This window comes from Pseudomonas allokribbensis (genome assembly GCF_014863605.1).
GTDB classification, from domain to species: domain Bacteria; phylum Pseudomonadota; class Gammaproteobacteria; order Pseudomonadales; family Pseudomonadaceae; genus Aquipseudomonas; species Aquipseudomonas allokribbensis.
Map to the genome: position 1 here is coordinate 6,167,622 of NZ_CP062252.1, position 18,480 is coordinate 6,186,101.

Below are 18,480 nucleotides of genomic sequence, written 5' to 3' on the forward strand. Positions count from 1 at the left end.
GACGACCTTCGATTTCGGTATTAATTCATTGGAAATCAAACTGTTAGGCTTGCCGGTTCGCAACAGCCCCGGAAGGTTGTTGGCACAGTCTTTTCTGGAGTCCTCATGAATCTGCCTCTGATTCTCAACTTGCTGGTGTTCCTCGCCCTGCTCTTCGGCCTGGCGCAAACCCGTCACACCTCGTGGAGCCTGGCGAAAAAAGTCTTGCTCGCGCTGGTGCTGGGCGTGGCATTCGGCGTCGCGCTGCACACGATTTACGGTGCCGGCAACCCGGTGCTGAAAGCCTCGATCGGCTGGTTCGATCTGGTCGGCAACGGTTACGTGCAACTGCTGCAAATGATCGTGATCCCGCTGGTGTTCGCCTCGATCCTCAGCGCCGTGGCCCGCCTGCACAACGCTTCGTCGCTGGGCAAGATCAGCTTCCTGACCATCGGCACACTGCTGTTCACCACCGCGATTGCGGCGCTGATCGGCATCGGCCTGACCAACCTGTTCGGCCTGACCGCCGAAGGCCTGGTCGCCGGCACTCAGGAAATGGCCCGTCTGCAAACCATTCAGACCGACTATGCCGGCAAGGTCGCCGACCTGAATGTGCCGCAACTGCTGCTGTCGTTCATCCCGCAGAACCCGTTCGCCGACCTGGCCCGGGCCAAGCCGACGTCGATCATCAGCGTGGTGATCTTCGCCGCGTTCCTGGGGGTTGCCGCGCTGCAACTGCTCAAGGATGACGTCGAGAAAGGTCAGAAAGTGATCAACGCCATCGACACCCTGCAAGCCTGGGTGATGCGTCTGGTGCGTCTGGTGATGAAGCTGACCCCGTACGGCGTGCTGGCGCTGATGACCAAAGTGGTGGCGGGTTCCAACCTGCAAGACATCATCAAACTCGGCAGTTTTGTGGTGGTGTCGTACCTCGGTCTGGGCCTGATGTTCGTGGTGCACGGCCTGCTGGTGTCGGCGGCCGGGATCAACCCGCTGCGCTTCTTCCGCAAGATCTGGCCGGTGCTGACCTTCGCGTTCACCAGCCGTTCCAGCGCCGCGAGCATCCCGCTGAGCATCGAAGCGCAGACCCGTCGTCTGGGCATTCCGCAATCGGTTGCCAGCTTCGCCGCATCGTTCGGTGCGACCATCGGCCAGAACGGCTGCGCCGGTCTGTACCCGGCAATGTTGGCGGTGATGGTTGCGCCAACAGTCGGCATCAACCCGCTGGATCCGCTGTGGATCGCGACGCTGGTGGCGATTGTGACCTTAAGTTCGGCCGGTGTGGCGGGCGTGGGTGGCGGTGCGACTTTCGCGGCACTGATCGTGCTGCCGGCCATGGGCTTGCCGGTTTCGCTGGTGGCGTTGCTGATTTCGGTCGAGCCGCTGATCGACATGGGTCGTACGGCGTTGAACGTGAGTGGTTCGATCACCGCTGGCGCGATTACCAGCCAGGTGATGCAGCAGACCGACAAGGCCCTGCTGGATGCCGATGAGCATGCGGAGCTTGCTCAGGCTTGATTGACGTTGTAGCGAGGGAGCGTGCTCCCTCGCTACAGATTCAGGCTTTTTCCCAGACTTCGAAGTTGTAAGCCGGTTTGTCGCCTTCAGCCGGATTCGGCACGTTCGACACCAGTTTCCACTGGTTGAGATCGAACTCCGGAAACCACGCATCGCCTTCCGGGCTCAGTGCCACACGGGTCAGATACAAGCGATCCGCCTGCGCCAGCCCCTGCGCATACAGTTGCGCCCCGCCAATCAGCATCAACTCGTCGACGCCCTGCTCTTTCGCCCACTCTTCGGCGCGAACCACGGCAGCTTCCAGCGACGGATAGACTTCCGCGCCTTCCAGCACCAGACCGGCCTGACGGCTGACCACGATATTCAAGCGGCCCGGCAACGGACGGCCGAGGGAATCCCAGGTCTTGCGGCCCATGATGATCGGTTTGCCGAGCGTCGTGGCCTTGAAGTATTTGAAGTCCCCCGGCAGGTGCCAGGGCATGCTGTTGTCGACGCCGATCACACGGTTTTCACCGAGGGCTGCGATCAGGCTGAGGGGGAGTGATTTAGTCATGCCGGCGAGGATACCAGAGCCGCCCTTACCCCGATAAGCGCCACAGCGGTTATGCTCACGACTCAATCAAGCAACGGGATGCCGCGTGACTGAACTGACTCCACTGCAAAACCTCTGGCTCACCGAAACCGTGCGCCTGCGCGAAGAACACGCAGGCCCGCTGGACGATCTGGAAGCCAATCGCCTGGCCCGCGCGGCCGGCGGCGATCTGCCGAGCCGCATTCAACGCCGGGCCTTGTGGCTGGCCGAGCGCGATGGCCTGACCTCTGCGCTCAAGCATTGGCTGCAAGGCGCGCGCCTGGCGCTGCTGTTGATGGTGCTGCTGGCCTGCGTGACCGGTGCCGGGATGGCCTTTTCCACACTGGGCGACGGCACGCGAGCGGTGAATATTTTCTGGGCGCTGGGCACATTGCTCGGGGTGAATCTGATCCTGCTGCTGAGCTGGCTGTTCGGCCTGCTGTTCGCCGGTGAACACGGCGCAGCACTCGGCCGGCTGTGGCTATGGCTCAGCGAAAAATTTGCCCGGGATGCCAAAGCCGCGCAACTACCACCCGCGCTGCTGGTGTTGCTGCAACGGCACAAACTCAACCGCTGGGCGCTCGGTACGCTGGTCAATGGCCTGTGGCTGCTGATTATGCTCAGTGCCTTGAGCATGCTGGTACTGATGATGGCCGCCCGACGCTATGACTTCATCTGGGAAAGCACGTTATTCGGTGCCGACTTCTTCACCGCCCTGACGGATGCATTGGCGGTCATTCCCAATACGTTGGGTTGGTCTGCGCCACGTGTGGACATGATTCGCATAACGCTGGATACCGATTACAACCGCGAACTGGTTCGCCAGTCCTGGGCGATCTGGCTGGTCGGTGCGGTGTTGATCTATGGGGTTCTGCCACGGCTGGCCTTGATGCTGTTCTGCCGCTGGCGCTGGAAACGCGGGCGCGATCGCTTGCGTCTGGACCTGAACCTGCCCGGCTACGCCCAGTTACGCGAACGGCTGATGCCGACCAGCGAACGCCTGGGCATTACCGACCCTGAGCCTGCGCAACTGCACCGCGTCGAAATCGCCGTCGGCGAACACGCCAGCGATGGCGCCCTGCTGGTGGCGATCGAGCTCGACGATCAGCACCCATGGCCGCCGGCGCTGCCGAAGAACGTCAGCAACGCCGGCATCCTCGACAGTCGTGAATCACGCAACAAACTGCTCGAACAGCTCAGCCGTTTTCCGCCGGCACGCCTCGCGATTGCCTGCGATCCGAGACGCTCCCCGGATCGCGGCAGCCTTGCGCTGATCGCCGAGCTGGCGCGCAATGCCGCCGCGACCCGAATCTGGCTGTTGCAGGCGCCGCCGGGACAAGGACTGGACGCCGAACGCCTCGGCGACTGGCACGTGGCGCTGCAACAACTCGAACTGCCGTTCGCCGATTGCGCCCCGTTGAACTGGCTGGAGCACGGACATGACTGATGCCTGGAAAGCACCGCTGAAACTGGCCGTGGTCGGTCACACCAACGTCGGCAAGACTTCGCTGCTGCGCACTCTGACCCGCGATGTCGGTTTCGGCGAAGTCTCCCATCGCCCGAGCACCACGCGGCATGTCGAAGGCGCGCGGTTGTCGGTGGATGGCGAACCATTGCTTGACCTCTACGACACGCCGGGCCTGGAAGACGCCATCGCCCTGCTGGATTTTCTCGAGCGCCTGGAACGCCCCGGCGAACGCCTCGACGGCCCGGCGCGGTTGGCGCGGTTTCTCGACGGCAGCGAAGCGCGCCAGCGTTTCGAACAGGAAGCCAAAGTGTTGCGGCAACTGCTCGACTCCGACGCCGGCCTGTATGTGATCGACGCCCGAGAACCGGTACTGGCCAAGTACCGTGATGAACTGGAGGTGCTGGCCAGTTGCGGCAAGCCGTTGCTACCGGTGTTGAATTTCGTCAGCAGTGCCAACCACCGCGAGCCGGACTGGCGTGAAGCACTGGCGCGCCTGGGACTGCACGCGCTGGTGCGCTTCGACAGCGTCGCCCCGCCCGAGGATGGTGAGCGACGACTGTACGAAAGCCTCGCGTTGCTGCTGGAAAATGCCCGCCCCCAGCTTGAACGGCTGATCGCCGATCAACAGGCCCAACGCCTCGCCCGTGAGCAAAGTGCCGCACGCCTGATCGCCGAATTGCTGATCGACTGTGCTGCGTGCCGGCGCAGTGTGGCGAGCAATGCTGAACAGGAACAACAGGCCATCAGCGAACTGCGCAAGGCCGTGCGCCAACGCGAGCAGAAATGCGTCGAAGCGCTGCTCAAGCTCTACGCCTTCCGACCGCAAGACGCCGCGGCCAGTGATTTGCCGCTGCTCGACGGGCGTTGGGGCGATGACCTGTTCAATCCGGAAACCCTCAAGCAACTGGGGGTGCGGGTCGGCGGCGGGATTGCGGCCGGCGCAGCGGCCGGTGCAGGTGTGGATCTGCTGGTGGGCGGCATCACCCTCGGCGCCGCCGCCCTGGCCGGCGCAATTGCCGGCGGCGCCCTGCAAACCGCCCGCAGCTACGGCAATCGCCTGCTGGGCAAGATCAAGGGACAAAGGGAACTGACGGTCGACGACAACGTGTTGCGCCTGCTGGCGCTGCGTCAGCGGCAACTGTTGCAAGCGCTGAATGCCCGTGGTCATGCGGCGATTGATGCCGTTCAAGTGGCGACGCCACAGGACAAGACCTGGCGCGAAGGCAAGTTGCCGGAGGCGCTGAACATCGCCCGGGCCCACCCGCAATGGTCGTCACTCAATCCGCATCCGAAGCTGAATCAGGCCCAGCGCCAGGAACAGATCGAAGGACTGGTGGGCAAGGTGCTCGAACTCTAGAGCCAGCCAACCTTGAGGAACTGCTTGACCAGCGCCGTCACGCGGCTGCGATCCGTGCGATTGGCGCGCCCGTCGTTGTCGACGTCCGAACACAGGACAACCTCAAAGCCACCATCGTTATCCAGATCATGAACGGCAGCTTTGTAAGCGATGGTTTCACCCTGGTGAAAGTGCAGCCTCACTGACTCCGGCGTTCCATCGCTGCCGGGGTTCAGGGCAAAGATCCGTAGATGACGGGTGTCCTCATCGGCCGCGTTGAACCAGGCGCATTTCAGATAGGTGCTGGAGAAGCTGCGCAGTTGCGCGACTTCACGGGCCGAGGCTTCGCGCCAGTCCTGTTCGCTGTCATGAAAACGCAGCTGGACACTGTCCCCTGCGCCGCTGCCCGATCGATCCCGGGCAATCACTTTCAAAAAACGCATCCGTGCGCTCCTTCGGCAAAAAACCAGTCTGTGCCGAAGGAGCAACACGCGCCATGCACCGTTTCCCGGTTTGGCGTAAGAAGGTTCAGCGCGCCTCGCGGGACAGCAATGTGAAAGCCTTGTGCTTCAACACCGCAAGATCCATCACCGGCACCGCCATCTCCTTCGCCAGCTCATCCCACTGGCGCATCCGCAAACTCACAGCGCACAACGGATCCCGCTCGAACGCATCGGCTTCAGCCTCCGTCATCACCCCGCCCTGATATTCCAGAGTGCGTCGGCTGGCTTCGCTCAAGCGCTCGTAATAACCCGAATCCCTGAGTGTCAGATAGCGCTTGGCCTGGACGTGATACTCCACCAGACGCGCCATGCGTTCGCTGAATCCGGCCTCACGCAAATAATCGGCACCGAGGCGTTCGTGGCTGACGACGCCGTAACCGCCCATGTTCTCCGCGCCTTCGGCACACAAGTGGCCGATGTCATGGAAGAACGCGGCGAGCACCACTTCATCGTCAAAACCTTCGGCGATGGCCAGTTGCGCCGCCTGGGACATGTGCTCGATCTGCGACACCGGTTCGCCGATATAGTCGCTGGCACCAAACCGCTCATAGAGCCCGAACACCCGGTCGATGACTTGCTCGTGACTCAACATCAGTTCTCTCCAAAAAGCTGTGCGACATTGCGCTCGGCCATGGCCGGGCCGACGCTCATGCCGACGCCGCTGTGCATCAGCGCCACACTCAGCCCCGGCGCCGGACGCAGGAACGAAAACGGCCCCGGCCCCCGAGAACCATAGACACCCTGCCAGCGCTCGACCACTTGCACCTTGCAGCCGAGGGTCTGTTCGGCCAGCTCGAGCATCCAGTTGTCGACCTGCTCGGCGTTGAACGGCGACGGATCGCTGCCGTAATGGTGCGAGTCGCCGATGATCAGTTCGCCATACGGCGTCGGGCTGATCAGCAGGTGAATGCCGTTTTCCTGCAGGTGCGGTTGCTCGCGCAGGATTTGCGCCTGCACCGCTGCGGCTTCCGGCAAGTCGGCGAAGGCGCCGTAGTGCACGCAGCTGAGGCCGGTGAGCAAGGCGTGTTGCAGGTTCAGGTCAATTTGCGGCCGGGCGCGGAGCATTTGCAGGCGGCAGATCTGCGGGTCGAGGGCGGCAATCGGCTCGGCCAGCAAGGTCTGATAATCGTGGCCGGAACAGACAATGATCTGCTCGGCGGTAAAAGTGCCGGCAGTGCTTTGCAGCCTCCCCGGCTCGACGTCGCGCACCAGCGTCGAGAAGTGGAACTCGACGTTGAGTTCGCGACGCAGGTAATCGATCAGCGCCGGAATCGCTTCCCGGGAATACAACTGTTGATCGTCCATCCCGTGCAGCGCGGCGCGGTGATGACTGAACTGGCCGCCATACAGATCTCGTAATGCGGCACCGCGCAACAGGTTGACGCGATAGTCGTGCTCCACGGCGCGCCCGGCGCAGAAGGCTTCGAGCAAGTGCTCTTCGGCCTCGGTACGGGCGAACAGGTACGAGCCGTTGCGCTTGAGTTGCAGGCCGGCGAGCTGCGCCCACTGACCCCAGATCTCGCGGCTGGCCTTGGCCAGTTCGAGCATCGGGCCCGGTGGCTGACCGGTGACCAGTGCCTGGCCGAAGTTGCGAACCGACGCGCCGAGTGGCGTAGCGGTGCGCTCGAAAACCGTGATTTTGAGACCACGCCGGGCGGCGGCATAGGCGTGGGACAGGCCCAGGATGCCGGCGCCGACGATCAGCAAGTCTTTGTGTTGTGTCATTGAGAGGTGCTCTGAATAAGAGACCGCCATCGCTGACAAGCCAGCGATGGGGCCCTGTCAGTCGATGAAGATTTTACTTGGCGACCACTTTCTCGGACTTGCCGTCATAGCGCTTGCGCCATTCGGTCAGGATCTCGTCGCGGTTCTTCGAGGCCCAGGCAAAGTCGTTCTTGATCAGGCGCTGCTCGTAGTCGGCCGGCAGTTCGGTCTGCGGCTTGGCGATGCCCGGCTGGGCGAGGACGGCGAAGTTTTCCTTGTACAGATCCATCGCCGGGGCGCTGGCGGAGAAGTCAGCCAGTTTCTTCGCAGCCTCTTCGTGCGGCGTGCCTTTGATCACGGCAGTCGCTTCGATCTCCCAGCCCAGGCCTTCCTTCGGCAGGATGATGTCCAGCGGTGCACCCTGGCGTTTCAACTGTACGGCCGGGTATTCGAAGGAAATCCCGATCGGGAATTCGCCAGCGGCCGCCAGTTTGCAAGGCTTGGAACCGGAGTGAACGTATTGGCCGATGTTCTGGTGCAGACCGTCCATGTAAGCCCAGCCCTGCTTCTCGCCGAAGGTTTGCAGCCAGGCGCTGACGTCGAGGAAACCGGTGCCGGACGAGGCCGGGTTCGGCATCACGATCTTGCCTTTGTACTCAGGCTTGGTCAGGTCCTGCCAGCTCACCGGTTTGGTCAGGCCTTGTTTCTCGGCCTCGACAGTGTTGAAGCAAATGGTTGCGGCCCAGACGTCCATGCCGACCCAGGCTGGCGGGTTGGCGGCGTCGCGGTAGTTCGCACCGATCTTGCCCAGATCCTTCGGCGCATAGCTTTGCAGCATGCCTTGCTGATCGAGGATCGCCAGGCTCGATGCTGCCAGGCCCCACACCGCGTCAGCCTGTGGACGCTCTTTTTCGGCCAGCAGTTTGGCGGTGATGATCCCGGTGGAATCGCGCACCCACTTGATCTCGACGTCCGGGTTGGCCTTTTCGAACGCTTCCTTATAGCTCTTAAGCTGTTCGGCTTCGAGGGCGGTGTACACCGTCAACTCGGTTTTTGCCGCGAAGGCATTCAGGCTGAAAGTAGCGAGCACAGCAGCGGCCAGGGCCATAGGCTTGAACATGATCGTTTTCCTGTAGGTGAGTTGAGGCGATAGGGATAAGTCGTGAATCAGTGACCGGGCGCCGTTTGCCGCCAGGCCTGGGAACGGCGCAGCAAGCCGCGCGAAGCCCACGCCAGCAGCAAGGACACGCCCGCCGAGGTGAACAGAATCAGGGTCGACATCGCCGCCGCGCCGCCGACGTTGCCGGCGTCATCCATGTTCAGCACCGCCACCGCCGCGAGGATGGTGTCGGGGCTGTAGAGGAAGATCGCCGCCGACACAGTGGTCATGGCCGAGACGAACAGGTAGCGCACGATGTCCAGCAGCGCCGGCAGGCAGATGGGCACGGTAACCCGCAGGTAATGCCGGTACAGCGGCGCTTTCAGCGACAGCGCGGCGGCTTCGAACTCGGCATCGAGCTGGCGCAGCGCGGTGGTGGCGGTCATCTGCGCGGTGGTCAAATAGTGAGCAATGGTGCAGACGATCAGCAGGGTCATGGTCCCGTACAGCACGTGCAGCGGGTTGCCGGTGAGGTTGAAGAAGAAGACGTAACCCAGCCCCAGCACCAGCCCCGGCACCGCCATCGGTACGAAACTGAGCATGCGCAAGGTCAGATTCAGCCCGCGCTGGCTGCGGGTCTTTTCCATCAGGTAGGCGCCGGTGAAGATCAGTACGCTGCCGATCAACGCCGTGCCCAGCGCCATTTTCAAACTGTTGCCGTAGGCCAGCCAGCCACCGCCGGCGGTCTCGTTGAACTGATAGTGGTTGAGTGACAGCGACAGGTTGTACGGCCAGAACTTCACCAGCGACGAGAACACCGCCATGCCGAACACCAGTAGCAACGCCGCACTGATCAACAGGACGATGGCCAGATAACAGGCGTCGCGCTTCTTCGACGGTGCCGGTTTGAACACCTGGGCGCGACCGCTCATGGAGTCGCCGTGACGCCGACGCAGCCAGGCATCGACGCCGAAGCTGAACAGCGCCGGCAGCAGCAGAACCATGCCGATCAATGCGCCGCGACCGAATTGCTGTTGGCCGACCACCGCTTTGTAGGCTTCCAGCGCCAGCACCTGATAGTCGCCACCGACCACTACCGGCACACCGAAATCGGTGATGGTCAGGGTGAACACCAGACAGAACGCGGCGAACACAGCCTGGCGAGTCGCCGGCCAGGTGATGCTGCGGAAGGCTTTCGCAGGACTGGCGCCCATGCTCGACGCGGCGTCGAACAGTCGCGCATCCGCCAGCGACAGGGCTGACAGCAAAATCATCAAGGCGTGTGGGAAGGTGTAGATCACCTCACCCAGAACAATCCCCCAGAAACCGTAGATGTTGTCCGACAGCAGCCCGCGCAACATGCCCTGATTGCCGAACAGATAGACCAGGGCAATCCCCGGCAACATCGACGGCGCCATCAGCGGCAGCAGGGAAATCCCGCGCCAGATGCCTTTGGCGGGAATCAACGTGCGTTGCAACGCGTAGGCAAACAGGTAGGCCAGCGGTACGACGATGGCCGCGACGCTGAGGGAAACCTTCAGGCTGTTACCGAGCAACCAGTGAAAATTGTCGCTGGTCACCAGTTCCTTCGCCGCCAACCAGCCACCGCCCTGCCCGGCTTCGCTGCTGAAACCACGCCAGAAGATCGCCAGCAACGGCAACAGCACCGCCACACCGAGCAGCACCAGCAGCAGGAGTTTGCCGCCGAGGACGAAGATCCGGTCGCCGACCTCGGCCCCGGACACCTGCCGCGCCTGCTTTTGCGGTAGCGGCAGTGCGAGGTTGCTGTTCATCAGGCAAACACCTGCAGGCTGCGTGGCGGCAAGGCGACCATGATTTGCTGGGCGCCGAGGCGCGGCATGGCTTCCGGTGCCAGTTCGGCGAGCAAGGCGTGGCCGGGCAATTGATCGAGCTCGAAGCTCATGCGGCAGCGGTTGCCGAGGAAAGTGATCTCGCGGACCTTGGCCGGGAACAGGTTTTCTTCGTGCACCAGCGGATTGACGTTGATCGCTTCCGGACGGCAGAACAGTCGGCCCGACGGGCTGTGGACGCTGCCGTCGGCCAGACGCAGGTTCATCCCGCCGACCTTGGCGTGGCTGTCGCTGCTGCGCTGGAACGGCAGCCAGTTGCCCTGGCCGACGAACTCGGCCACAAATGGCGTGGCCGGGCGGTTGTAGATTTCCTGCGGGGTGGCGTACTGCTCGACCTTGCCGTTGTTCATCACGGCGATGCGGTCGGCCATCAGCATGGCTTCGTCCTGATTGTGGGTGACCATCAGGGTGGTGATGCCGAGGTTGCGTTGCAGCTGACGCAACTCGGTGCACAGATGCTCGCGGACGCGGGCGTCGAGGGCCGACATCGGTTCGTCGAGCAGCAACAGCGACGGCGCGGGGGCCAAGGCTCGGGCCAGTGCGACCCGTTGCTGCTGGCCGCCGGACAACTGGCCCGGGTACTTTTTCTCACTGCCGGTGAGGCCGACCAGTTCCAGCATCTGACCGACGCGACGGCGCACTTCATCACGGCCGCTGCCGGCGAGGCCGTAGGCAATGTTCGCTTCGACGGTCAGATTGGGGAACAGCGCGTAGGACTGGAACAGGATGCCGTAGTCCCGAGCCTGCGGCGCGAGGTGGGAAACATCGCGATCGCCGAGGTACAACTCGCCACTGTCCTGCTTCTCCAGACCGGCGATGCAGCGCAACAGCGTGGTCTTGCCACAGCCCGACGGGCCGAGCAGGCACACCAGCTCACCGGCCGCGACATCGAGGGAGACGTTATCCAGCGCGGTGAAGGCGCCGAAGCGCTTCTGCACGCCGCGCACTTTCATCGGGGCGCCGGGGTTGGTCAGGGCAGTTGCGATTGCAGGGTTCATGGACAGACCTCATCAAGCAGATGAGGCAAATCCTAGAGTTGTAATGCGTCGGTCATATGGCAACAAGGCAAAATCGACCGATAGTGGTATTCAGGGATTTGGGTTGATCAGGCCGGGGACATTTCCTGCGCCAGCCCGAGAAACGCCGCCGGCAACCGGGCGTTCTTGCGCTCCTTGAGGCAGTAGAGGTATTCGGGAATCTGCGGCGCATTCTCCAGGGTCAGCACCCGCAACTGCGGATCATGCGGCACTTCCTGTCGGGCGATGATGCTGATGCCGATGTTGCGCAGCACCGCTTCGCGGATCGATTCACGGCTGCCGATCTCCAGCAACGGGCCGAAACTGACCCCGGCACCGGCCAGCAATTCTTCGGTCAAGCGACGGGTGGTCGAACCCGGTTCACGCATCAACAGGGTATGCCCGGCCAGTGCACTCAGCGTCACATGGTCATGCGCCGCCAGCGGATGATTGCGATGCACCGCCAGCACCAGCGGATCGCTTCCAAGCACCCGGCGGATCAGCCGTGCATCGTCGAGCAATTGCGACGATGCCGCGACATCCACCCGGTAATCCTCCAGCGCTTCGAGCACTTGCTGCGAGTTGCCGATTTCCACCGACACTTCCACCTGCGGCAGCCGTTCGCGGAAGGTCTTCACCAGATCGAGGATGTAATACGGCGCGGTGGCGGCGATGCGCAGGGTGCCCTGAACCTGACCACTGTTGCGCAGGAAGAACTCGATATCGGCCTCCTGCTGCAACAGCGCCTTGACCATCGGCAACAGCCGCGCACCTTCATCGCTGACACTCAGGCGCCGGCCGCCACGGTAGAACAGCTCCACCGAGTACTGGCTTTCCAGATTGCGGATCTGGGTGGTCACGGTCGGTTGGCTGAGGCCGAGCTTTTTCGCCGCCAGCGTGATGCTGCCCAGGCGGGCCACCATGTAAAACGCTTTCAGCTCGGCACTCAGCACAACCGCCCCTCTTCCTCTATTTGCGCAACAGGCGCAAACCGTTGAACACCACCAGCAGGCTCACGCCCATGTCGGCAAACACCGCCATCCACATGGTGGCGAGCCCGGCGAAGGTTACCCCAAGAAAGATAGCCTTGATCACCAATGCCAACGCAATGTTCTGTTTCAGGATGCTGGCCGTGTTGCGGGACAAACAGATGAACGCCGGAATCTTGCGCAGATCGTCGTCCATCAGGGCGACATCGGCGGTTTCAATCGCCGTATCGGTGCCAGCCGCCGCCATCGCAAAACCGATCTCCGCCCGAGCCAGTGCCGGCGCATCGTTGATACCGTCGCCGACCATGCCGACCCGACGGCCCTGCGCGTACAGTTCTTCGATGGCTTGCAGTTTGTCGGTGGGCAGCAAGTCGCCCTTGGCCTGATCGATCCCGACCTGCGCCGCAATGGCCTGCGCGGTGTGGACGTTGTCGCCGGTGAGCATCAGGGTTTTCACGCCCAGATCGTGCAACTGGCGAATCGCTTCGCGGCTGGTTTCCTTGACCGTGTCGGCCACGGCAAACAATGCCAGCGGGCCGGAACGGTCGAGCAGCAGCACCACGGACTTGCCCTGTTTTTCCAGCGCGAACAGTTTTTCTTCCAGTTGCGGCGAGCAAAGGCCCAGTTCTTCCACCAAACGATGGTTGCCCAGGTGGTAGGCCTGGCCGTTGACCTCACCCTTCACACCACGCCCGGCCAGCGCTTCGAAGTTATCCACAACCAGCGTGGTGAAACCTTTATCCACAGCTGCGTTGGCGATGGCCAGCGACACCGGGTGATCGGAACGCCCGGCCAGCGCGGCGGCAATCGCCGGCGCCGTGGCGTCGGCGGTCGGATCGAGGGACAGGTAGTCGGTCTGCACCGGCTTGCCGTGGGTGATGGTGCCGGTCTTGTCGAGGGCCAGATAGTCGAGTTTGAAACCGCCCTCCAGGTACACGCCGCCTTTGACCAGAATGCCTTTGCGCGCCGCTGCGGCGAGGCCGCTGACGATGGTCACCGGGGTGGAAATCACCAGTGCGCACGGGCACGCGACGACCAGCAGCACCAGCGCGCGGTAGATCCAGTCGAACCACACGGCGCCCATGAACAGCGGCGGGATGATCGCAACGGCCAGGGCCAGGACGAAGACCACCGGGGTGTAGATTTTCGAGAACTGATCGACAAAGCGCTGGGTGGGCGCCCGCGCGCCTTGCGCCTGTTCCACGGCGTGGATGATTCGCGCCAGGGTGGAATTGTTCGCCGCTGCCGTCACCGCATACTCCAGCGAACCGGCCTGGTTGATGGTGCCGGCGAACACTTTGTCGCCGACGGTTTTTTCCACCGGCAGGCTTTCACCGGTGATCGGCGCCTGATCGATAGTCGAACTGCCGCTGACGACTTCACCGTCCAGCGCAATACGCTCGCCGGGTTTTACCCGCACACGGGCGCCGAGATCGATGCTTTTCACATCCAGTTCGACCCAGTTGCCGTCAGCCTGCAACACAGTCGCCTGCTCCGGGGTCATCTGCATCAAACCGCTGATGGCGTTGCGTGCGCGATCCAGCGAGCGCGCTTCGATCAGCTCGGCCACGGTGAACAGGAACATCACCATCGCCGCTTCCGGCCATTGGCCGATCAACACGGCGCCGGTCACGGCGATGCTCATCAGGGCGTTGATGTTGAGGTTGCGGTTCTTCAGGGCGATCCAGCCCTTCTTGTAGGTGGTGAGGCCACCGCTGAGGATCGAGATCAGCGCGATGATCGCCACCACCCAGGTCGGCGCGGCGCTGGTGAAGTGGATCACTTCGGCAGCGAGCGCACCGACGCCGGACAGCGCCAGCGGCCACCAGTGTTTTTTCACCGGGGCGGCGGCCGGGGAATCAACGCCCGCCTCGAGCGGCTCGGCCTGCATGCCGAGGGATTTGATCGCGTCGATGATCGGCGCGGTGTCCGGCAGATTGTGGGTCACGCCGAGCACGCGGTTGATCAGGTTGAATTCCAGCTGCTGGATCCCGGCGAGTTTGCCGAGCTTGTTCTGGATCAGCGTCTGCTCGGTCGGGCAGTCCATCGCCTCGATGCGGAAACTGCTCAGCCGGGCGTCGGCGCTTTTCGCCTCACTCAGTTGTACCAGCGCCGGCGCAGCGGCTTTCGACGAACAGCAGGAATCGCCGCCGTGGGAATGCTTATGCACAGGCTGCAATTTATGACTGTGATCGTGCCCGTCGCCCGGTTTGTGGGTGTGAGGGTGGGTGTGCTGGGAATCGCTCATTGGTCGCGTCCATGAAGGTGCCTGTTGCCAAGTAAAGACCCTGTAGCCACTATAGGGTCAAGCACCCCTTTGGAGATCGCTGTCATGAAGATCGGAGAACTGGCGAAACAGACCGATTGCGCCGTAGAAACCATCCGCTACTACGAGCGCGAAAACCTGCTGCCGGAACCGGCCCGCAGTGACGGCAACTACCGCGTCTACACTCAGGCCCACGCCGAGCGCCTGACCTTCATCCGCAACTGCCGCACCCTCGACATGACCCTCGAAGAGATCCGCAGCCTGCTCGCCTTGCGCGACAGCCCGCAGGATCAGTGCGAAAGCGTGAATGCGCTGATCGACGAGCACATCCAGCACGTCAAGGCGCGAATCGATGGGTTGTTGGCGTTGCAGACGCAACTGCTCGACCTGCGCCAGCGTTGTGGCGAAGGGCCGGAAGCGGATCAGTGCGGGATCCTGCAACGGCTGGAAGTGAGTGGCGGAGTTGTGGCTGCGGAGGTCGAGCATTCGCATGTGGGCCGCAGTCACGGCCATTAAGAACGCCAGAAACGACTGAGGGAGCCATTTGGCTCCCTCAGTGTTTTGATCACCCTGCTTCAGACCGCCATCGGCGCGGTCATCGGCGCATGGTGCTCGTAGCCTTCCAGCGAGAAGTCGCTCGGCTCCACCAGCTCCAGCCATTCCGGCTGATAAACACCCGTCTTGGCAAACTCCGGCACGCGATCCGAAATCTTCAACTTCGGCATGGCGAACGGCTCGCGCTTGAGCTGTTCGTTGAGCATGTCGAGGTGGTTCTCGTAGACGTGGGCGTCACCGATGAAATAGGTGAACCAGCGCGGCGTATAACCGGTCAGGCGACCGATCAGGCTCAGCAGTGCAGCGCCTTCGGTGAGGTTGAACGGCGTGCCCAGACCCAGGTCGTTGGAGCGGATGTAGAGGGTCAGGGAAATCTCTTTGGTCTCGACATTCGGGTGGAACTGGTACAGCAGATGGCACGGCGGCAAAGCCATTTCATCGAGCTGGGCGCAGTTCCAGCCGTGGAACAGGATGCGGCGGCTGCCCGGGTCCTTGATGATCGTGTCAACGCACTGGCGCACCTGATCGATGGCTTTGTACAGCACCACGTAGGCCTGGCCGTCTTCTTCGCCCTGGGCAATCTGCTTGTAGCCGTTGCTCAGGGTTTGTTCGATGGCGGCGGTGTTGCTCAGCGGGATCTGCTTGTACGCCGGCCATTTGCGCCATTGCACGCCGTAGATTTCGCCGAGGTCGTCTTCGCCCTGGCGGAACGGGTTGGCCAGCCACTGGGCGTTTTCGTTGGCGTTCTGATCCCAGACCTTGCAGCCCAGCGCACGGAATTCCGCAGCATTGTTCACGCCACGCAGAAAGCCGCACATCTCGCCGATGGCCGATTTGAAGGCCATCTTGCGGGTGGTGATCGCCGGGAAACCTTCCTGCAGATCGAAGCGCAGCATCGCGCCCGGAAAGCTGATGGTGTTCACGCCGGTACGGTTGGCCTGTTTGGTGCCGTTGTTGATGACGTGCGACACCAGATCGAGATATTGCTTCATGAGTTACCTGTGTCCTTGAGCCCCGGCCAACCGCGCCGGGGTTCGAATATTTAAGCCGTCGGTGCAACCGGTGCCGCCGGGGCACGACGGTAGGCCAGCCAGATCAGGAACAGCCCGCCGATGATCATCGGTACACACAGTACCTGACCCATGGTCAGCCAGTTCCAGGCGAGGTAGCCCAGTTGCGCGTCCGGCACGCGGACGAATTCGACGATGAAACGGAAGATGCCATAGAACAGGGCGAACATGCCCGAGACCGCCATGGTTGGACGCGGCTTGCGCGAGAACAGCCAGAGGATCAGGAACAGCGCGACGCCTTCGAGCGCGAACTGGTACAGCTGCGACGGGTGACGCGGCAGTTGCGCCGGGTCGCTGAACGGCGGGAACACCATGGCCCACGGCACGTCGGTGGCCTTGCCCCACAGCTCGGCGTTGATGAAGTTGCCGATGCGTCCGGCCCCCAGGCCGATCGGCACCATCGGCGCGACGAAGTCCATCAACTGGAAGAACGACTTGCCGTTACGCTTGCCGAACCACAACGCCGCCAGCATCACGCCGATGAAGCCGCCGTGGAACGACATGCCGCCCTTCCACACTTCGAAAATCAGCGTCGGGTTGGCGATGTAGGCGCTCAGATCGTAGAACAGCACATAGCCCAGTCGCCCGCCGACAATCACGCCCATCGACAGCCAGAACACCAGATCGGAGAGTTTCTCCTTGGTCCAGGTCGGGTCGAAACGGTTGAGCCGGCGCGACGCCAGCAGCCACGCACCGCCAATGCCGACCAGATACATCAGGCCGTACCAGTGGATTTTCAGCGGACCGATGGCCAGGGCCACCGGGTCGATCTGCGGGTAAGGCAGCATTGCGACTCCTCGTTAGAGTTCAAATCTTCAAAATTCCCGGGCGACGCTGCCACCTCAGGATTAAGCCAGGATTGTGGCCTGCTCAGAACAAAAAGCTCAGCCCCACGCAGAACAGCAAAGCGGCGAACAGCCGTTTCAGCAACTTCGGCGACAACTTGTGCGCCAGCCGCGCGCCGAGACGGGCGAACACCATGCTGGTCAACGCAATGCCCAGCAGCGCCGGCAGATACACAAACCCGAGACTATGGGCCGGCAGCAACGGATCATGCCAGCCCAGAATCATGAAACTTATTGCACTTGCCACGGCAATCGGCAGGCCACAGGCCGACGATGTCGCCACCGCCTGCTGCATCGGCACGCTGCGCCAGGTCAGGAACGGCACGGTCAGCGAGCCGCCGCCAATCCCGAAAATCGCCGACGCCCAGCCGATCACACTGCCGGCCATGGTCAGACCAAGCTTGCCGGGCACCGTTCGGCTGGCCTTGGGTTTGACGTCCAGCGCCAACTGCGCCGCGATCACCAGGGCGAATACACCGATGATTTTCTGCAGATTGGGCCCGGAGATCGCTTCGGCCGTCAGCGCGCCGAAACCGGCGCCGAGCAGAATCCCGACGGTCATCCACTTGAAGATCGGCCAGCGCACCGCACCACGTCGATGATGTTCACGCACGGCGTTGACCGAGGTGAAGATGATCGTCGCCAGCGACGTGCCGACGGCCAGGTGGGTCAGGATCGACGGATCGAAGCCCTGCAAGGTGAAACTGAACACCAGCACCGGAACGATGATGATCCCGCCGCCAACCCCGAACAGCCCGGCCAGCACGCCTGCACAGGCACCCAGCGCCAGATAGAGCAGAAATTCCATGCTGCCTCCAAGGCGCATCCCCAAAACCGGAGCGGCATGGTAACGGATGCATGGCCTTCGGCTCCACTGGCGATGGATGCACGGACGATGTCTGCGTAGAGTGGGCAGAAAACACACAGGACCACCTTATGTGCCTGATCGTTTTCGCCTGGCGGCCGGGGCATGCCCAGCCGCTGATCGTCGCGGCCAACCGTGACGAGTTCTACGCCCGGCCCAGCCTGCCGCTGGCCCAGTGGCCGGAAGCGCCGCACGTCCATGCCGGACGGGATCTGGAGGCCGGAGGCACCTGGCTCGGCCTCGGCGCCAATGGACGTTTTGCCGCACTGACCAACATCCGTGATCCGCATCAGCCACCGGCCCGGCGCTCCCGGGGCGAGTTGGTGGCGGGGTTTCTGACCGGAAACCTGTCGATCGATGACTATTTGTCCGACGTTGTCGCCCGTTCGCCGGAGTATGCCGGGTTCAATCTGCTGCTGGGCAATGCTCATGAGCTGTGGCATTTCAACGCCCGGTCTTCGGAACCGGTGATGTTGCAGCCGGGCCTCTACGGGCTTTCAAACGCCGGGCTGGATACGCCGTGGCCGAAACTGCTCAAGGCCAAGGCTGCATTGAATGCGGTGCTGGATGATCCACAACCCGAGCAGTTGCTCGCGCTGCTGGGCGATGCTCAGACCGCGCCGTTTGCCGAACTGCCGGACACCGGCGTGGGCCTGGCGACCGAGTCGTTGCTGTCGAGTGTGTTTATTGCCAGCCAGAGCTATGGAACCCGAGCGAGTACGGCGCTGATTGTGCAGGCCGACGGGACGCGGCGGATGGTGGAGCGCAGTTTCGGGCCGTATGGCGGGCACTTGGGGGAAGTGGAAATCAACCTCTGAAGATCGC

17 protein-coding genes are annotated in these 18,480 nt (G+C 62.7%); 5 read left to right on the forward strand and 12 right to left on the reverse strand.

Translation table 11 applies throughout. From position 1 onward, the window contains the following. Positions 1-105: 105 nt before the first annotated feature. Positions 106-1,497, forward strand: a complete 1,392-nt coding sequence (locus tag IF199_RS28405; protein WP_085689555.1) for an L-cystine transporter — start codon at positions 106-108, stop codon at positions 1,495-1,497. A gap of 40 nt (positions 1,498-1,537) precedes the next feature. Here the strand turns inward: IF199_RS28405 and IF199_RS28410 are convergent, their stop codons facing one another. Beyond that, positions 1,538-2,050 carry a dihydrofolate reductase gene (locus IF199_RS28410; protein WP_007953436.1) on the reverse strand — a complete coding sequence of 171 codons (513 nt, stop codon included), beginning with the start codon at positions 2,048-2,050 and terminating at the stop codon, positions 1,538-1,540. Positions 2,051-2,135: 85 nt separating this feature from the next. On the opposite strand from IF199_RS28410, the gene IF199_RS28415 reads away from it, so the two are divergent. After that, on the forward strand, positions 2,136-3,515 hold the full coding sequence (locus IF199_RS28415) for a DUF2868 domain-containing protein (protein WP_192559226.1): 1,380 nt from the start codon (positions 2,136-2,138) through the stop codon (positions 3,513-3,515). Next, the gene (locus IF199_RS28420; protein ID WP_096817525.1) at positions 3,508-4,893 is read left to right on the forward strand and encodes a GTPase/DUF3482 domain-containing protein; all 1,386 of its coding nucleotides are present in this window, start codon (positions 3,508-3,510) and stop codon (positions 4,891-4,893) included. Before IF199_RS28415 ends, IF199_RS28420 begins: the two co-directional genes overlap by 8 nt. Here the strand turns inward: IF199_RS28420 and IF199_RS28425 are convergent. From IF199_RS28425 to IF199_RS28460, 8 genes are all read right to left on the reverse strand, one after another. Next, a complete protein-coding gene (locus tag IF199_RS28425; protein WP_192559227.1) occupies positions 4,890-5,315 on the reverse strand; it encodes a hypothetical protein in 426 nt (141 codons plus the stop codon). The two genes, IF199_RS28420 and IF199_RS28425, sit on opposite strands and share 4 nt — an antisense overlap. Before the next feature lie 85 nt (positions 5,316-5,400). Further along, on the reverse strand, positions 5,401-5,967 hold the full coding sequence (locus tag IF199_RS28430) for a phosphonate degradation HD-domain oxygenase (RefSeq protein WP_096817521.1): 567 nt from the start codon (positions 5,965-5,967) through the stop codon (positions 5,401-5,403). Continuing rightward, complete coding sequence (locus IF199_RS28435) at positions 5,967-7,130, reverse strand: TIGR03364 family FAD-dependent oxidoreductase (protein WP_192559228.1); 1,164 nt, start codon at positions 7,128-7,130, stop codon at positions 5,967-5,969. Before IF199_RS28435 ends, IF199_RS28430 begins: the two co-directional genes overlap by 1 nt. Before the next feature lie 43 nt (positions 7,131-7,173). Then, on the reverse strand, positions 7,174-8,199 hold the full coding sequence (locus IF199_RS28440; protein WP_096817517.1) for a putative 2-aminoethylphosphonate ABC transporter substrate-binding protein: 1,026 nt from the start codon (positions 8,197-8,199) through the stop codon (positions 7,174-7,176). Positions 8,200-8,246: 47 nt separating this feature from the next. Next, on the reverse strand, positions 8,247-9,971 hold the full coding sequence (locus IF199_RS28445) for a putative 2-aminoethylphosphonate ABC transporter permease subunit (protein ID WP_119427510.1): 1,725 nt from the start codon (positions 9,969-9,971) through the stop codon (positions 8,247-8,249). After that, positions 9,971-11,047, reverse strand: coding sequence for a putative 2-aminoethylphosphonate ABC transporter ATP-binding protein (locus tag IF199_RS28450; RefSeq protein WP_096817513.1), 1,077 nt, complete (start codon positions 11,045-11,047; stop codon positions 9,971-9,973). Before IF199_RS28450 ends, IF199_RS28445 begins: the two co-directional genes overlap by 1 nt. 107 nt (positions 11,048-11,154) lie before the next feature. After that, the gene (locus IF199_RS28455; protein ID WP_102619666.1) at positions 11,155-12,018 is read right to left on the reverse strand and encodes a LysR family transcriptional regulator; all 864 of its coding nucleotides are present in this window, start codon (positions 12,016-12,018) and stop codon (positions 11,155-11,157) included. A gap of 16 nt (positions 12,019-12,034) precedes the next feature. Next, on the reverse strand, positions 12,035-14,302 hold the full coding sequence (locus IF199_RS28460; protein ID WP_192559229.1) for a heavy metal translocating P-type ATPase: 2,268 nt from the start codon (positions 14,300-14,302) through the stop codon (positions 12,035-12,037). 84 nt (positions 14,303-14,386) lie between these two features. On the opposite strand from IF199_RS28460, the gene cadR reads away from it, so the two are divergent. Continuing rightward, positions 14,387-14,836: a Cd(II)/Pb(II)-responsive transcriptional regulator gene (gene cadR, locus IF199_RS28465; protein ID WP_007953454.1), complete on the forward strand. Its 450-nt coding sequence runs from the start codon at positions 14,387-14,389 to the stop codon at positions 14,834-14,836. A 59-nt stretch (positions 14,837-14,895) separates the two neighbouring features. Here cadR and IF199_RS28470 read toward each other — a convergent pair whose 3' ends face one another. From IF199_RS28470 to IF199_RS28480, 3 genes are all read right to left on the reverse strand, one after another. Next, positions 14,896-15,867 carry a thymidylate synthase gene (locus tag IF199_RS28470; protein WP_011336420.1) on the reverse strand — a complete coding sequence of 324 codons (972 nt, stop codon included), beginning with the start codon at positions 15,865-15,867 and terminating at the stop codon, positions 14,896-14,898. A 50-nt stretch (positions 15,868-15,917) separates the two neighbouring features. After that, positions 15,918-16,733, reverse strand: coding sequence for a prolipoprotein diacylglyceryl transferase (gene lgt, locus IF199_RS28475; RefSeq protein ID WP_096817506.1), 816 nt, complete (start codon positions 16,731-16,733; stop codon positions 15,918-15,920). Between the two features lie 82 nt (positions 16,734-16,815). Further along, entirely contained in the window at positions 16,816-17,598 is a 783-nt protein-coding gene (locus IF199_RS28480) for a sulfite exporter TauE/SafE family protein (RefSeq protein ID WP_096817504.1), read from the reverse strand. A 128-nt stretch (positions 17,599-17,726) separates the two neighbouring features. On the opposite strand from IF199_RS28480, the gene IF199_RS28485 reads away from it, so the two are divergent. Further along, a complete protein-coding gene (locus tag IF199_RS28485) occupies positions 17,727-18,473 on the forward strand; it encodes an NRDE family protein (protein ID WP_192559230.1) in 747 nt (248 codons plus the stop codon). Positions 18,474-18,480: the final 7 nt, after the last annotated feature.

Excerpts from the sequence above, each read along its gene's own strand:
- IF199_RS28405 (WP_085689555.1), top strand. The coding sequence starts at position 106 with ATGAATCTGCCTCTGATTCTCAACTTGCTGGTGTTCCTCGCCCTGCTC.
- IF199_RS28410 (WP_007953436.1), bottom strand. The coding sequence starts at position 2,050 with ATGACTAAATCACTCCCCCTCAGCCTGATCGCAGCCCTCGGTGAAAAC.
- IF199_RS28420 (WP_096817525.1), top strand. The coding sequence starts at position 3,508 with ATGACTGATGCCTGGAAAGCACCGCTGAAACTGGCCGTGGTCGGTCAC.
- IF199_RS28425 (WP_192559227.1), bottom strand. The coding sequence starts at position 5,315 with ATGCGTTTTTTGAAAGTGATTGCCCGGGATCGATCGGGCAGCGGCGCA.
- IF199_RS28430 (WP_096817521.1), bottom strand. The coding sequence starts at position 5,967 with ATGTTGAGTCACGAGCAAGTCATCGACCGGGTGTTCGGGCTCTATGAG.
- IF199_RS28435 (WP_192559228.1), bottom strand. The coding sequence starts at position 7,130 with ATGGCGGTCTCTTATTCAGAGCACCTCTCAATGACACAACACAAAGAC.
- IF199_RS28440 (WP_096817517.1), bottom strand. The coding sequence starts at position 8,199 with ATGTTCAAGCCTATGGCCCTGGCCGCTGCTGTGCTCGCTACTTTCAGC.
- IF199_RS28445 (WP_119427510.1), bottom strand. The coding sequence starts at position 9,971 with ATGAACAGCAACCTCGCACTGCCGCTACCGCAAAAGCAGGCGCGGCAG.
- IF199_RS28450 (WP_096817513.1), bottom strand. The coding sequence starts at position 11,047 with ATGAACCCTGCAATCGCAACTGCCCTGACCAACCCCGGCGCCCCGATG.
- IF199_RS28460 (WP_192559229.1), bottom strand. The coding sequence starts at position 14,302 with ATGAGCGATTCCCAGCACACCCACCCTCACACCCACAAACCGGGCGAC.
- cadR (WP_007953454.1), top strand. The coding sequence starts at position 14,387 with ATGAAGATCGGAGAACTGGCGAAACAGACCGATTGCGCCGTAGAAACC.
- IF199_RS28470 (WP_011336420.1), bottom strand. The coding sequence starts at position 15,867 with ATGAAGCAATATCTCGATCTGGTGTCGCACGTCATCAACAACGGCACC.
- lgt (WP_096817506.1), bottom strand. The coding sequence starts at position 16,733 with ATGCTGCCTTACCCGCAGATCGACCCGGTGGCCCTGGCCATCGGTCCG.
- IF199_RS28480 (WP_096817504.1), bottom strand. The coding sequence starts at position 17,598 with ATGGAATTTCTGCTCTATCTGGCGCTGGGTGCCTGTGCAGGCGTGCTG.
- IF199_RS28485 (WP_192559230.1), top strand. The coding sequence starts at position 17,727 with ATGTGCCTGATCGTTTTCGCCTGGCGGCCGGGGCATGCCCAGCCGCTG.